Origin of the sequence: Bacillus siamensis (assembly GCF_051628075.1) — a bacterium.
Taxonomy (GTDB): Bacteria; Bacillota; Bacilli; order Bacillales; family Bacillaceae; genus Bacillus; species Bacillus siamensis.
This window is the reverse complement of record NZ_CP155579.1, coordinates 1,485,590-1,500,263: the sequence shown is the minus strand read 5'-3', so window position 1 is coordinate 1,500,263 and position 14,674 is coordinate 1,485,590. Positions and strand designations below refer to the sequence as shown.

Here is a 14,674-nt window from a genome sequence, read left to right as displayed (position 1 = left end):
CGTTCTATTATTGTTTTTCTTATACAGTACAGCCTATTTGCAGCGTCCGTCATTTATGTTTAATGGATAAACCCTTCCGGACCTTCGTCTTCAGAAATGTCAGACAGCGCCCGGCCTGCTTGCTCATTTGATTGCTCAGCCAAGGAAAGGTCGCCGAGCGTGACAATGCCGACGAGTTTTTTATCCCGTGTGACGGGAATTCTTCTGAGCTGATGTTCAGCCATCATATGAAGCACTTCTTCCACAGAAGCGTCTTCTTCTGCACTGATAACCCGCTCTGTCATTGCGTCGGTTATTTTTTGAGAGTTCGGCTTTTTGGAAGCAATTCCCCGTAATACGAGATCTCTGTCTGTCACGATCCCGACAAGGGTCGCTCCGTCTTCATCCACTATCGGAATAGCGCCGACATCCGCGTCTTTCATCTTCACCGCAGCTTCATATACATTATCTAATACTGTACAATATTGCAAGTCTGACGTCATGAGCTTATTGATCTTTGTCATTGCGGAATTCCTCCTTTTTTCTGCTACTATTGTCGTCAAATTTTTCTTTTTGCATACTTTCACCGTATGAATCATTGAATGTGCAACGCTTTCATACTATGATTGTCAGGAAAGGTAAATTTTAAAAGGAGGGGGAAGGTTTGAAGTTTGAAAACAGCGGTCTTGAAGGGGTAACTGCGGAGCTCAGCCGCTTGAATGATCTGATGGAAAGCAAAGGGCTCATTCTGGCCGGACAATGGGATTATGAAAGAGTGACTTACGACAAAAAGTTTTCAGTTGCTGAGGGGACATTTTATCTGCGGATTCAAGGAACGGCAAAAGAGGGCGATGTAGGCGGCAGCCGTGCCGTGATTCAGCTGAAGGCCCCTCTTTTAGGAAAGCATTATTATCCGCACGGCGTAGAATACGGCAGCGATGAAGAATTTCCGGAACATGTCGTCGCAAAAAGCAAGGCATTACTGCTTGAATTGGCAGAGTCTTTAAAAACAGTGCAAATGTAATAAAAAAGTACAGCAGAATATGCTGTACTTTTTTTATGAGACGGTATGCTCAATATACGGCGGCTCTGAGAGCGTATCTTTTTCCCGTTCCGTTCTGACCCACTGAAAAAAGACGACAGCCAAATATGTTCCGTAGACAATCTCTTGTATGATTTTCATCAGCACTGCCCCGAGCTGCTGATCTTCCAGAGGAGGAAGCGTGTTAAATATCTCCGGACCGGATAAAGGGATCTTTTCCACCAAGTCTAAAGGGACACAAAGCTTCATAGCTTCGGCCCAAGCCGCCGGATCTGTGTACGTGGCATACATGGGCGCCCCGCTGAACATAATGAGTGCACAAGCCGGCGTTAACAGAATCCCGTCCGCCATAATGTATCCAAGCTTCATTAAACCGCTGAGCCGGGGCAGACCGTCCACCTGATGGACAAGCGGCCACCACATAAAAAACGCCGTTACAAAGATGAGTCCGTTCATCAGCGCGTGATACAGCGAATCCGTTTTGACGAAATCAAATATAAACGGAATGTGATACAGTGAAAAAATGCCGTTAAACAGCAGCAAAGCGATAAGCGGCTGTGAAAAAAATGAAAACAGCCGCTTTACGATGGGACGGAAAATCAGTTTTTTCCATGCCCAGCCGGGAATTCCGGAAATCAAGAGCGGCGGCACGACTAAAAACAGAACCGCCATCTGCACCATATGAGCGCTGAACATCACGTGGCCCAATAAGTCAACCGGACTTCCCGCAGCCGCGTAAAAAAACAGCGCGGAAAGCACAAACAGCACCTTCTCTTTAGCCGACACACGTCCTTTATGCCGGCTGCACCAGTAAAAGTAAACACCTGTTATCACGGCAGTTATACAAAACAGATACGGGCTCCACATGGCGCGAAACCCGAACATTTCCAAATTAATCAAATCTCTCACTCCCCGCCGCCCCGATTACCACCAAATAATCGTGACAAATGCAAGCACGGTGATAAACGCGACAAATATTCCCGAATACAGAAATAGTGACGGCGCTTCATGCCCTTTCTGGCTCATATGCATAAAGTAAAACAGCTGAAAGATGACCTGGATGACCGCAAGCAGGATAAGAAACGGCATCGTAAACCATCCGGCAATGCCGTCAGCAGCCACCGTCAAAAACGCGACAAGCGTAAGTCCGATCATCAAACCGAAGGATATGACCTGATATTTCATCTCCTCGGCATTTTTCTTTTTCCGATATTCGAGATCCGTACTGACAGTCCCTCTGTTTTTGTTATCGTCCATCGTTATCCCACCATCCCCATTAAATATACAACGGTAAAGATAAAGACCCACACGACATCAATGAAATGCCAATATAGACTGGCCACATAATATTTCGGCGCATTATAAAGGCTGAGCCCTCTTTTAGCATTCCGGATCATCAGGGCGCTGATCCATAATAACCCGAATGCCACGTGTGCTCCGTGTGTGCCGACCAGCGTGTAAAACGCCGAGCCGAGCGCAGAGCTAGTAATGGTGAAACCGAACTCGTGAGTGTAATGCTTAAATTCATAAATTTCCACCCCTAAAAATCCCGCTCCCAATAAAACGGTAATCAAAAGCCACACCTGCATTTTTTTAAAGGAGAAATTTTTCATATGATACATTGCATACACACTCGTTAAGCTGCTCGTTAACAGAAGCATCGTGGCGATAAACACGATCGGCAGCTCGAACATGTCAGCCGTTGACGGCCCGCCCGCTTTAGATTCCCGCAACGCGAGGAATGTCGCAAAAAGCGAGGCGAACAGAACCGTTTCCCCGCCGAGAAACAGCCAAAATCCTAAAAACTTATTTTTCCCTTCAAGCGTTGCTTTTTCAGGAGAAGCCGGAAAGGTTTCAGCCGTCATTTTTTCCTGTAGCTGCATTACGCCTTCACCCCTTTATCATCATTCGGCAGATCTTCTTTGTGAATATGATAGCCGTAATCATCGACCAAGGACCGAAGCAGCATGGTAAAGAATGTGATGCCGAGGCCTATAAAGATAACCGGAAGCCCCCATGAATAATCGGAGTGGTATAAAAACCCGAACGCTGCGACAAACAGCCCGAAGGACATGATAAACGGCATGATGGAGCCGTTCGGCATATGAATGTCCTCTACAGGCTCTGCAGGAGACATCCCTTCATTTCCGGCCTGCTTTTCAATCCACAGCGGGTCAAGTCCCCGCACAAACGGAAGCTGTTTAAAATTATATTCAGGCGGCGGCGAAGAGACCGCCCATTCGAGCGTACGTCCGTCCAGCCACGGGTCATTCCCGACGTATTTCCCTTTTACAGAAGTATAAATAATATTGACGACAAGCAATACAGCCGCGCCCGCCATGAAAAAAGCGCCGATTGAACTGATCAGGTTGCCGGTATCAAGCCCCTGGCCGGGCAGATATGTGTAAACACGCCGCGGCATTCCCATTAAGCCGAGGAAATGCTGAATGAAGAAGGTAAGATGAAACCCGATAAAAAACAAGACAAAGGAAATTTTCCCCATCGTTTCATGAAGCACCTTCCCGAACATTTTCGGCCACCAGAAATGCACGCCCGCCAGAATGCCGAACACCACGCCGCCGATGATGACGTAGTGGAAATGCGCTACGACAAAATACGTATCATGGAACTGATAATCTGCCGCTGCGGCCGCCAGCATGACACCCGTCACACCTCCGAGCACGAAAGACGGAATAAAAGCGACGGCATACAGCATAGGCGTCGTGAATTTGACGTTTCCTCCCCAAATCGTCAAAAGCCAGTTGAAAATCTTAATGCCCGTAGGCACCGCGATCGCCATCGTCGCAACCGCAAATATCGCATTGGCAATCGGTCCGAGTCCGGTCGTAAACATGTGGTGAACCCATACCATGAATCCGAGAAAGCCGATCAGCACGATCGCAAAAACCATAGAGGAATAACCAAACAGGCGCTTTCTCGCAAACACAGGAATGATTTCTGAAAAAATCCCGAAAGCAGGAAGAATTAAAATGTATACTTCCGGATGCCCGAAAATCCAAAACAAGTGTTCCCAGATAATCGTATTTCCGCCCAATTCAGGATTAAAGAAATTCGTCCCGAACAGACGATCCAGCATCATCAGCGCTAAACCGGCGGTGAGCGGAGGAAATGCGAATAAAATGAGTGCCGACGCCACAAATGTCGTCCACGTAAACAGCGGCAGTCTCATATACGTCAAACCTGGCGCCCTCATATTAATAATGGTTGCCAGAAAGTTAATCCCCGCGATCAGCGTCCCTAAGCCTGATATCTGCAGGCCGAGCACGAAAAAGTCAATGCCGTGTCCTTTCGAATTCAGCGCAAGCGACGCATACGACGTCCAGCCTGCATCTGGAGCGCCTCCTAAAAACCAGCTCAGATTCAAGAAGATTCCCCCGAAGAAAAACAGCCAGAACCCAAGCGCATTCAGAAATGGAAATGATACGTCACGCGCCCCGATCTGAAGCGGCACAACCGCGTTCATCAGCCCGAATAACAGCGGCATTGCGGCCAGGAAGATCATTGTCGTGCCGTGCATCGTCATAATTTCATTAAACTGCTGCGCATTCACAAAATCGTTTCCCGGTCTCAAGAGCTGAATCCTGATAAGCATGGCCTCAAGTCCGCCGACGACGAAGAAAAATCCCCCGGCGATCATATATAAAATCGCGATTTTCTTATGGTCAACCGTCGTCAAATAGTCCCAAAGCAAAGAGCCTTTTCTTTGCTGCCCTGTAAGCGTATTCATCATTTGCGACCTCCCCCCTGATATCTCCCTGTCCTCACTTGTTCTCCGCTTTCAGCCCTTTTAAATATTCATACAGCGCATCTGTTTCAGAGTCCGAAAGCTTCGGATAAGTGCCTGTCATCTTATTGCCCGGTTTAATGCTGTCCGGATCTTTCAGCCAAGCTTTTACATTCTCTTTATTCGCATCCTTGATGCCGGCCACTTTGACACGTTCGCCGAAGGTAGCCAGGTTCGGAGCCGTTCTTGCCGCTTCAGCCCGTTTATCATTAGGCTCAACCGCATGACAGCTCAGGCAGTTTTTTTCCTTAAACAGCTCTTCTCCTTGCGCGGCTAAATCGGAATCTGTTGTATGCTTATAATTTTTCATCGCTTTCGTCCATTGTTTAAATTCTTTTGACGGCAGCGGTTTCACTTTGAAATCCATCAGCGCATGTGAAGGGCCGCACAGCTCCGCGCATTTCCCGAAGAAATATTTCCCCGCTTCTTTGCTGCGTTTAGAATCGAAGGTCAGAAAGAAAGTATTGTCGTTATCCGTATTCGTATCGATTTTTCCCCCGGCTGACGGAATCCAGAAAGAGTGTTTCACATCTGAGGACTTCAGCTTGAAATAAACGCGTTCATCTGTGGGAACGATCAGCTCCTGACTGGTCACAAAGCCGTAATCAGGATACTCGAATTCCCACCAGTATAAATTCGCCCTTACATTAATCACGAGCGCATCCTCTGCTTTACGGTTTTTCTTATCCATCGGCGACGTATCCGCCAGCGCCAGTGTCTGGATGACAACCGGGATGACAAGAATAATCAGAAGCAGGATCGGAATAACAGTCCAGGTGATTTCTAAAAAACGGTTCCCCTCCACCTGTTTCGGTATCGTGTCTTCCCCTATACGCGACCGTCTGAACCTCACAATGACGTAAAAGAAAATAACTGCTACGACCGCAACGACGACAACCATGATAAGTGTGCTGAGCACCGTCAGATCATACTGTTTATCAGCCACTTCGCCGGCAGGCTTGAGTGTGGACAGAAACGGTTTTCCACAGCCGCTCAATAAAAGCGGCACTAAGGCTAATAATGATAAAAGACGCCAACGCTTTAACATTTCACCCAACCCCTTTTTTGAATCAGTACAAAATGCACGAGCAGTAAATCTGCTTCCAGCTGAAATACTTCATTTCCTCATTTCTTAAAATATGAGATTTTTTACTTAAAATTCCATCTATGTATAAAAGCAAAGCCGCCTGATTAAACAAAAGGTCAAGGCGGCGTTTACTAGTTGTCATTGTTTGTTTTGGCGATCAAACAAGCTCATTATTCAATTAAAACAGCGTGAAGACCACCATTGCTACGAAATAAATGGTCATGTAATTAAGCGAATAGACAAACATAAGAGTTGCCCACTTCATAATGTTTTTCATACGGAAACCCATCAGTCCGAGAACAAGCCATCCCACATTCAGCAGAGTGCCGAGAATGACGAGCGGAAGACCGAGACTGCCGAGGAAAAACGGAAGCGGCAGCAGGCATGCGACCCAGACGATAATCTGTCTTTTCGTCACCTCAAAGCCGTGCACTACCGGAAGCATTGGAACATTCGCTGCTCTGTAATCTTCCGTCTTCTTAATCGCAAGCGCTAAAAAGTGCGGAATCTGCCAGATGAATAAAATCATGAATAATACCCATGCGACAACACCGATGTGCCCTTCAACCGCTGTCCAGCCGATTAACGGCGGAACCGCGCCCGATACACTTCCGACAACCGTATTAATCGTATAGCGGCGTTTCGTCCACATTGTATAAAGAACAACGTACGTAAACACCCCGATAAAACCGATGACTGCCGCCATTACGGTGGTCATTAAAAGCATGATAAGTCCTAAAGCAATGAGTAAAATTCCTGACCACAGCGCTTGATTCGGCTGAATCTTTCCGGTAACCGTCGGTCTTACTTTCGTGCGTTCCATTAAATGATCAATATCACGGTCATAATAGTTATTAACCGCACAAGAACCGGCGATGATCAGTGAAGATCCTATTAATGTAAGAAGCACGGTGTTTAAATTGCCTAAAAAACTCAGACCGGATATATGTAACGCAAGCCACATGCCGGTAAAAGTCGTAATTAAATTCGAATTGACGATTCCTATTTTAATAAGCGAAAGGAAATCCTTCCATGCCGTCGTCTCTTCAATCTGTCCGTCTATAGCTGTATCGTTTAAAATTCTGGAATTAGCCATAACGTAAACCTCCCTTACAAACCTAAAGCAGGTTTTTTAAGACCTGCAACTCTATCATACAAGATAATGACCTGTAAAAAAACATCCTCTTAAATATTAAACGAGAAACAGGAATTTATTTGTGAACGTTTTATGAATTTTACCAAATCTGCCGATTGCATAATAAAGCGGTTACTTTATTTCTATCAGACCCATCTGGAATAATCAACCCCATTATCTAAGAAGTCCTGATTCTATTATATTTTTGTGAACAAACAGAATTGAGAATTGCCACAAAACACATATTCGCTTACACTTGGTACGTATATCATTTTGTCCAGTTTGTTAAGAAGGTGAATGTAAAATGAATAAAGCTTTAAAAGCGCTCGGTGTGCTGACGACATTCGTCATGCTCGTCGTGCTGATCGGCGGCGCTCTTGTCACAAAGACAGGGTCGGGTCTCGGATGCGGAAGACAGTGGCCGCTTTGCCACGGCCGCTTTTTCCCGGAGCTTAATGCCGCTTCTATCATTGAATGGAGCCACAGACTCGCAAGCGGTGTCTCAATCGTTCTCGTGCTGAGCCTCGCGTTTTGGGCATGGAGAAAAGTCACGCCTGTTTTCCGTGAAACAACCTTTCTCGCCATTATGTCCATTATCTTTTTATTTTTACAGGCGCTTCTCGGCGCATTAGCGGTTGTTTTCGGATCAAATGCGCTCGTTATGGCGCTTCATTTCGGCATATCGCTGATTTCTTTCGCTTCTGTTCTGATTTTGACGCTGCTCATCTTTGAAGCGGATAAATCAGACAAAAAGCTCGTCAAGCCGCTCAGAATCGGCAGGAAAATGCAGTTTCATATGATCGGCCTTTCGATTTACACGTATATCGTCGTTTATACGGGGGCTTATGTGCGCCATACGCAATCAAGCCTTGCCTGTCCTGATGTTCCGCTTTGCAGCAGACTGAACCACGGGCTTCCGTCCCAATTTCAGGAGTGGGTGCAGATGGGCCACAGAACGGCAGCGCTGCTTCTGTTCGTATGGATCCTTATCGCTTTCGTGCATGCGGTGCGCTCCTACAAAGACCAAAAACAGATTCTTGGTGGCTGGACGGCGGCTCTTGTCTTTGTTTTATTACAGGCGCTCTCCGGAATCATGGTTGTTTATTCAGAAATGGCCACCGGTTTTGCACTTGCCCATTCACTCTTTATTGCCGGGCTGTTCGGTGTCCTATGCTATTTCTTATTATTAATTGCCCGCTTCCGTTATGAATCAAAACAGCGGAACATTTGAGGCGCATGAAAAGACCGAAGCATCAGAGCTTCGGTCTTTTTACATACAAAAAACCTGATCGCACATGGATCAGGTTTTTAATGTTCATTCTTTTACGCTTTTTCAATCTCGATCAGTAAATCGCCTGTCTGAATCGGTTCCCCGTTTTTCACATGGATCTGCTGGATCGTCCCGGAGAACGGCGCCTGCACCGTCGTCTCCATTTTCATCGCTTCATTAATCATCAGATGATCGCCTTTGTTCACCTTCGCGCCGGTTTCAGTTAACAATTTAATAACGGTTCCCGGCATTGATGCTGCAATGTGGCTTGGGTTTGTCCGATCGGCTTTTAATTTTTCCTTTACGGATGATTTAATGCTTTCATCTTTAATGACTACCTCACGCGGCTGGCCGTTCAATTCGAAATAAACGACCCGTGTCGCATCAGGCTGCGGTTCACCGATAGATACAAGCTTCACGATCAGCGTTTTTCCGCGCTCGATTTCCACTTCGATTTCTTCACCCAGCGTCATGCCGTAGAAGAAAGTCGGTGTGTCCAATACGGAAATATCACCGAAGCGTTCAGCCGTTTGTACATATTCAGTGAAAACCTTCGGATAAAGAGCATACGCGATTGCATCCTGATCACTCAATGCCGTCTGATGTGTTTCTTTCCATTCTTCTTTAATGCCTTCAAAAGATACCGGTTCAAGCAGCTCACCCGGTCTTACCGTGATCGGCGTCTGCCCTTTCAGCACGAGCTTTTGCAGTTTTTCCGGAAATCCGCCGTGCGGCTGGCCGATCTGCCCTTTAAAAAGCTCAACGACTGAATCCGGAAAATCAAGCGTTTCGCCTTTATCATAAACATCTTGTTCTGTTAAATTGTTTTGCACCATGTAAAGTGCCATATCTCCGACGACTTTGGAAGAAGGTGTTACTTTCACGACGTCGCCGAACATGCGGTTAACGACGCTGTACATCTCTTTCACCTCATTCCAGCGGTCACCCAGGCCGACTCCTTTTGCCTGCTGCTGCAAATTGCTGTACTGCCCGCCCGGCATTTCGTGATTATAAATCTCAGTGTGCGGAGACTTCATCCCGCTTTCAAATTCACTGTAATATTGACGGACGGATTCCCAGTATTGTGACAGTCTTTCAACCTGCCGGACATCCATTTCAGGACGGCGGCTGTTCCCTTCAAGCGCATGGTAAAATCCGCTTGCGCTCGGCTGTGAAGTCAGCCCCGCCATTGAGCTGACGGCGACATCCACGATATCCACACCCGCTTCAACAGCTTTGGCATAGAGAAAGACGCCGTTGCCGCTCGTATCATGCGTGTGAAGATGAACGGGAATATCAATCGTTTCCTTCAGCGCGGAGACAAGTTCGTATGCTGCTTGCGGTTTCAAAAGACCGGCCATGTCTTTAATGCCGAGAATGTGCGCACCAGACGCCTCAAGTTCTTTCGCCATGGAAAGATAATATTTCAAATCATATTTCGTCCGGTTCTTATCAAGAATATCTCCCGTATAACAAATCGCAGCCTCCGCCACTTTTCCGGTTTCACGGACGGCATCGATGGCCAGCGTCATCCCTTTCACCCAGTTCAGACTGTCAAAGATCCGGAATACATCAATACCTGATTCTGCTGACTGCCGGACAAATTTTTGGATGACATTGTCCGGATAGTTGGTATAACCGACGGCATTTGATGAACGAAGCAGCATCTGGAACAATGTGTTCGGCACTTCCTTGCGAAGATCTTCAAGGCGTTTCCAAGGATCTTCTTTTAAGAAACGGTACGCTACATCAAATGTCGCGCCTCCCCACATTTCAAGGCTGAACAGTTCAGGCCACAGGACAGCCGTGGGGTTCGCGATTTTTTTCAAATCATTTGTTCTGATTCTGGTCGCAAGCAGAGACTGATGGGCATCCCTGAACGTTGTATCAGTCAGGAGTACAGACTTTTGCTCTTTCACCCAGTCAGCAAGCCCTTCAGCGCCTCTTTCATCAAGAATCTGTTTCGTGCCGTTTACCGGCGTTTCTCCGATACCTAACGCAATGGCCTGAGGCTTATCAAACGCAGGTTTTTCTTTTTTCCCGATTCCCGGAAAACCGTTTACCGTTACATTGCCGATGTAAGAAAGCATTTTTGTTCCGCGGTCCTTCTGTTTAGGAAAAACAAACAGTTCGGGCGTTGTGTCGATAAACGATGTATCATATTGCCCGGTCAGGAATTTTTCATGCTTCGCCACGTTTTCAAGAAACGGGATATTGGTCTTAATGCCCCTGATTCTGAATTCCTGCAGGTTGCGTACCATTTTTGCCGATGCCTGCTCAAACGTCAGCGCCCATGTCGACAGTTTGACGAGCAGTGAATCGTAATAAGGCGTGATAACCGCGCCCTGGAAGCTGTTCCCTGTATCAAGGCGGACGCCGAAGCCGCCGCCTGAGCGGTAAGCCATAATTTTACCCGTGTCAGGCATAAAGTCATTCAGCGGATCTTCAGTGGTCACACGTGATTGTATCGCATACCCGATTGTAAAAATGTCTTTTTGCTGAGGAATATTGACGGCACGGCTGTGGAGTCCGTGGCCCTGCGCAACGAGAATCTGCGTCTGAACGATATCAACCCCCGTAATCATTTCCGTAATCGTATGCTCCACTTGTACGCGAGGATTCACTTCAATAAAGTAAAACTCACCGTCCGCTACGAGAAATTCCACGGTTCCCGCGTTGATATAGCCGACATTTTTCGCAAGGGCGACAGCCGCTTCACAGATCTCGTCCCTTAATTCAGGCTGTAAGGATACACTCGGCGCCACCTCAATGACCTTTTGATGGCGTCTCTGAACGGAACAGTCCCGCTCATACAGATGGACGACATTGCCTTCTTTATCTCCGATCACCTGAACTTCAATATGCTTAGGATTTTCGATCAGTTTTTCAACATACACTTCGTCGTTTCCGAATGCGGCTTTCGCTTCTGATTTGGCCCGCTCAAACGAATCTTTCAATTCGCCCTCGCTTCTGACGATTCTCATCCCCCGGCCGCCGCCTCCGAGCGAAGCTTTAATAATAAACGGATACCCGTGAACTTTTGCGAATTGTTCGACATCTTTTAATGTTTCAGCAGGCCCGTCACTCCCCGGGATAACGGGGATGCCGGCTTTTTCTGCCTGCTCTCTGGCCTTGACCTTATCTCCGAACATATCCAAATGCGCTGACGTCGGTCCGATAAATACGATGCCCTCTTCTTCACAGCGTCTCGCAAATTGGATATTTTCAGACAGAAATCCGTAACCCGGATGGATGGCGTCAACACCGTTTCTTTTCGCAATCCCAATAATTCCTTCAATATCAAGATACGCGTCTATCGGTTTTTTGCCTTCTCCGACAAGATAGGCTTCATCCGCTTTATAGCGGTGGTAGGAACCCGAATCTTCTTTTGAATAAACGGCTACCGTTCTGATGTTCAATTCTGTGCACGCCCGGAAAATCCGGATCGCAATTTCTCCCCTGTTTGCTACTAACACTTTTTGGATGGATTGTTGTGACAAATTTCTCTCCCCCTTGGCCTAATAAATATGTAGTTTATAATAAAGGAATATCCTCCCTGTGTATACACTTGTTTTTTACAGATACACAGATTTTTCCGTCTGCCGTCTTTTTATCCCCTTAGACGGAACGGGTTCCCTCTTTTTCTTCTTTTCTGAGTACTTGACATGCATACTGACGTTCACCAATATACCGGCGCTCGTCAATAATAAAAACATGGATGAGCCTCCGTAGCTGATAAACGGCAGCGGAACACCCGTAATCGGAATTAAGCCGCTGACACCGCCGAGGTTGATGAAGGTCTGAATCGCAATCATACTGGATATCCCGATTGCCAGGAGACTGCCGAACGGATCTTCACATTTTCTCGCAATATAAAAACCTTTTAACACAACAAAAGCAAGCAGCACAATGACGAACAGGACGCCGAAAATGCCGAGCTCCTCTGAAATCACCGCCATGATAAAGTCTGTATGCGATTCCGGCAGATATCCGTATTTTTGAATGCTTTCTCCTAGACCGAGACCGAAAAAACCGCCTGAGCCGATCGCATAATACGAATTTATAATCTGCAGGCCTGATGTGCCGGCATATTTAAACGGATTTTCAAGGCTTTCAAACCGGCTCATGCGCCCTGGTGTCAAAATATCGTCCCATTTCAGATAAATGATCGGGCTGACAAGAAGTAATACGATTCCCGCCATGATAACCAGCCTGAGCAGCGTCTTTCCGCTGAATCCCGAACACATAATGACGCAAAACGCGATCAGACCGATAATCATCGCCGTTCCGAAGTCAGGCTGAATGGCGATAAGCGCACAAATGACTACGGTGACGATCACCGGCGGAGCAACTCCTGTCAAAAGCTGATCGATATAGCTTTGTTTTTTCGCGTACACCGCGGCAAGATACAAAATCAGGGTCAGCTTGACAAATTCCCCCGGCTGAATGGCCATTCCGCCGATTTTAAACCAGCTTTGCGCGTTTCCGGCAACATGTCCGAAAACAAACAGCGCGCAAAGCGCAGCCACTGACGCAAGCAGTAATATTTTCTGGACCTTTTGATGGGCGAGCACTTTGTACGGAAAAACGGCCGCGATGATAAACAGCACGAGCCCTGCAATGACGGCGAACAGCTGCCGTTTAAAAAAATAGTCGCTGCTCACGCCGTAACGCATAACGGCGGTAATCATACTTGAACTGTATACCATTACCAATCCGAAGCTGCACAGCAGAATAATAGCGCTTATCAATGAATAATCATAAGATTTTAACATTCTTTTAAACATAACATCCTCTTTCCTGCTTAAAGCTTACGTTTAATACCTATTGCGTATTATATTTTACTATAATTCATAAACAATTTACGCAGTTTCTTTATAGTTTTTCGGATGAAATGCAGATTAATAGACCGTCTCACGAAAAGAAGATGCAAAAAAACGGTTTACGGTTATAAAAAAACCCAAACCGTTGAATAGTTTGAGTTTGATCATTTATTTTCCTGTAAACGCGTCATGCAGAGCAGACAGTTCTCTTTCAAGTCTGTCCAGCAGCTCTTTTCCGTCGTTTTCATCAACTAATCCCAGGCGGACAGCAAAATCGATTTCCCTCGACAGTCCGAACATCTGAGTATCCAAGACCTCTTCGTACAGAGGACATTGAGGCATCGTTAAGTTATCCATTTGTACTCGGATCAGCTTCAAAATCTTCTCAGCATCTGACTTCAACAGTTCGAATGCTTTCTGCTGATGGTCAACTATAATCTCTGAAGCCAAAAGTATCCCTCCGTTCCCCAGGCGAGTACCTAATTCTTCTATTTATCATAAAGGGTATCAGGTGAAATTGCAAGAGGATTTAAGCAGATGTCGTGATAAAAAATGTTTCAAAAAATACTCAGCCTGTATTTCTCAGACATGATTTCCAAAAGCTTCACACCCGCGATGCTGTTGCCTTTTTCATCAAGCGCCGGGCCGAATATACCGATTCCGAAATTGTATGGCGAAATGCCCATGATTCCTCCCGAAACCCCGCTTTTGGCGGGAATGCCGACCTTGATCGCGAATTCCCCGCTCGCATTGTACATGCCGCATGTCACCATAAACGTCTTGCAGATTCTCGCCACATCTTTTTTAATGACCTGTTCCCCGGTCTCCGGATGCTTGCCGTCAAGTGCGAATACGCAGCCGATTTTGGCTAAATCCAGACTGCTCATCTTAATCGCGCACTGTTTTGTATACAAATCCATGACCTCGTCAACATCGCCTTTAAAAATGTCATACTGCTTCATGTAATAACACATTGCCCGATTGATCATGGAGGAACTGAATTCTGATTCTGCGACATGTCTGCAATATGTAATTTCCTGATTATTCGCAAGCCTTCTGATAAATCCGAGCAGATAATCCAGACGGTCTTTCGGCGTATGCCCTTTAATAAAACTTGTAACGACGAGAGCGCCTGCATTAATCATCGGATTTAAAGGCTTGCCCGGGTTCATCGTCTCAAGCTTCACAATGGAATTAAACGGGTCGCCGGTCGGCTCCTGCCCTACGCAGCTGAATATCTTTTCCTTTCCGTAATCCATCAGTACGAGCGCCAGAGAAAGCACCTTCGAAATGCTCTGCAGCGTAAATGTCCGGTCGGCGTCTCCTGCCGTCAGACATGTATTTTCCGCATGATAAATCGTGACTGAAAGGCTGTCTTGCCCCGATTCTGCCAAAGCCGGAATATAGTCTGCCACTTTGCCTTCTCCGGTCTTTTTTTTCGCTTCTTGAACGAGTGCGTCCAGCTCCTGGTAATGCCGGCATACCATTTCGATCCCCTCACTTTGCTGCCGTTGGTTACGTCTAATTTGCGAC

13 protein-coding genes are annotated in these 14,674 nt (G+C 46.6%); 2 read left to right on the top strand and 11 right to left on the bottom strand.

The features are described from left to right. Window positions 1–59: 59 nt before the first annotated feature. On the bottom strand, window positions 60–503 hold the full coding sequence (locus ABDB98_RS07710) for a CBS domain-containing protein (protein WP_016936229.1): 444 nt from the start codon (window positions 501–503) through the stop codon (window positions 60–62). 140 nt (window positions 504–643) lie between these two features. Between ABDB98_RS07710 and ABDB98_RS07705 the strand changes: the two genes are divergently transcribed. After that, on the top strand, window positions 644–1,003 hold the full coding sequence (locus tag ABDB98_RS07705) for a YugN family protein (RefSeq protein WP_016936230.1): 360 nt from the start codon (window positions 644–646) through the stop codon (window positions 1,001–1,003). A gap of 33 nt (window positions 1,004–1,036) precedes the next feature. Here the strand turns inward: ABDB98_RS07705 and ctaG are convergent, their stop codons facing one another. The 6 genes from ctaG to cyoE form a co-directional block, all read right to left on the bottom strand. Beyond that, window positions 1,037–1,921, bottom strand: a complete 885-nt coding sequence (ctaG, locus tag ABDB98_RS07700) for a cytochrome c oxidase assembly factor CtaG (RefSeq protein ID WP_438421865.1) — start codon at window positions 1,919–1,921, stop codon at window positions 1,037–1,039. Between the two features lie 24 nt (window positions 1,922–1,945). Beyond that, window positions 1,946–2,278 (bottom strand): cytochrome c oxidase subunit IVB, encoded by a 333-nt coding sequence (gene ctaF / locus ABDB98_RS07695; protein ID WP_007409686.1) that lies wholly within the window; start codon window positions 2,276–2,278, stop codon window positions 1,946–1,948. Between the two features lie 2 nt (window positions 2,279–2,280). Continuing rightward, entirely contained in the window at window positions 2,281–2,904 is a 624-nt protein-coding gene (gene ctaE / locus ABDB98_RS07690; RefSeq protein ID WP_013352146.1) for a cytochrome c oxidase subunit III, read from the bottom strand. Continuing rightward, window positions 2,904–4,772 (bottom strand): cytochrome c oxidase subunit I, encoded by a 1,869-nt coding sequence (ctaD, locus tag ABDB98_RS07685; protein WP_438421864.1) that lies wholly within the window; start codon window positions 4,770–4,772, stop codon window positions 2,904–2,906. The genes ctaE and ctaD overlap by 1 nt, the downstream gene beginning before the upstream one ends. Before the next feature lie 31 nt (window positions 4,773–4,803). Next, window positions 4,804–5,874, bottom strand: coding sequence for a cytochrome c oxidase subunit II (gene coxB, locus ABDB98_RS07680; protein ID WP_438421863.1), 1,071 nt, complete (start codon window positions 5,872–5,874; stop codon window positions 4,804–4,806). A gap of 217 nt (window positions 5,875–6,091) precedes the next feature. Beyond that, window positions 6,092–7,009 carry a heme o synthase gene (gene cyoE, locus ABDB98_RS07675; protein ID WP_060962860.1) on the bottom strand — a complete coding sequence of 306 codons (918 nt, stop codon included), beginning with the start codon at window positions 7,007–7,009 and terminating at the stop codon, window positions 6,092–6,094. A 343-nt stretch (window positions 7,010–7,352) separates the two neighbouring features. On the opposite strand from cyoE, the gene ctaA reads away from it, so the two are divergent. After that, window positions 7,353–8,279 carry a heme A synthase CtaA gene (ctaA, locus tag ABDB98_RS07670; protein ID WP_438421862.1) on the top strand — a complete coding sequence of 309 codons (927 nt, stop codon included), beginning with the start codon at window positions 7,353–7,355 and terminating at the stop codon, window positions 8,277–8,279. A gap of 92 nt (window positions 8,280–8,371) precedes the next feature. Here the strand turns inward: ctaA and pyc are convergent, their stop codons facing one another. The 4 genes from pyc to glsA all read right to left on the bottom strand — a co-directional run bounded on the left by pyc (window position 8,372) and on the right by glsA (window position 14,628). Beyond that, window positions 8,372–11,818, bottom strand: coding sequence for a pyruvate carboxylase (gene pyc, locus ABDB98_RS07665; RefSeq protein ID WP_438421861.1), 3,447 nt, complete (start codon window positions 11,816–11,818; stop codon window positions 8,372–8,374). 75 nt (window positions 11,819–11,893) lie between these two features. Beyond that, window positions 11,894–13,105 carry an FtsW/RodA/SpoVE family cell cycle protein gene (locus ABDB98_RS07660; RefSeq protein WP_049628415.1) on the bottom strand — a complete coding sequence of 404 codons (1,212 nt, stop codon included), beginning with the start codon at window positions 13,103–13,105 and terminating at the stop codon, window positions 11,894–11,896. Window positions 13,106–13,309: 204 nt separating this feature from the next. After that, window positions 13,310–13,591: a YlaN family protein gene (locus ABDB98_RS07655; protein ID WP_016936238.1), complete on the bottom strand. Its 282-nt coding sequence runs from the start codon at window positions 13,589–13,591 to the stop codon at window positions 13,310–13,312. Between the two features lie 107 nt (window positions 13,592–13,698). Beyond that, window positions 13,699–14,628 (bottom strand): glutaminase A, encoded by a 930-nt coding sequence (gene glsA / locus ABDB98_RS07650; RefSeq protein ID WP_438421860.1) that lies wholly within the window; start codon window positions 14,626–14,628, stop codon window positions 13,699–13,701. Window positions 14,629–14,674 lie beyond the last annotated feature (46 nt).

Bases quoted from the DNA above. Each gene is read 5' to 3' on its own strand.
- ABDB98_RS07710 (WP_016936229.1), bottom strand. From the start codon at position 503: ATGACAAAGATCAATAAGCTCATGACGTCAGACTTGCAATATTGTACA.
- ctaF (WP_007409686.1), bottom strand. From the start codon at position 2,278: ATGGACGATAACAAAAACAGAGGGACTGTCAGTACGGATCTCGAATAT.
- ctaE (WP_013352146.1), bottom strand. From the start codon at position 2,904: ATGCAGCTACAGGAAAAAATGACGGCTGAAACCTTTCCGGCTTCTCCT.
- ctaD (WP_438421864.1), bottom strand. From the start codon at position 4,772: ATGATGAATACGCTTACAGGGCAGCAAAGAAAAGGCTCTTTGCTTTGG.
- coxB (WP_438421863.1), bottom strand. From the start codon at position 5,874: ATGTTAAAGCGTTGGCGTCTTTTATCATTATTAGCCTTAGTGCCGCTT.
- cyoE (WP_060962860.1), bottom strand. From the start codon at position 7,009: ATGGCTAATTCCAGAATTTTAAACGATACAGCTATAGACGGACAGATT.
- ctaA (WP_438421862.1), top strand. From the start codon at position 7,353: ATGAATAAAGCTTTAAAAGCGCTCGGTGTGCTGACGACATTCGTCATG.
- ABDB98_RS07660 (WP_049628415.1), bottom strand. From the start codon at position 13,105: ATGTTTAAAAGAATGTTAAAATCTTATGATTATTCATTGATAAGCGCT.
- glsA (WP_438421860.1), bottom strand. From the start codon at position 14,628: ATGGTATGCCGGCATTACCAGGAGCTGGACGCACTCGTTCAAGAAGCG.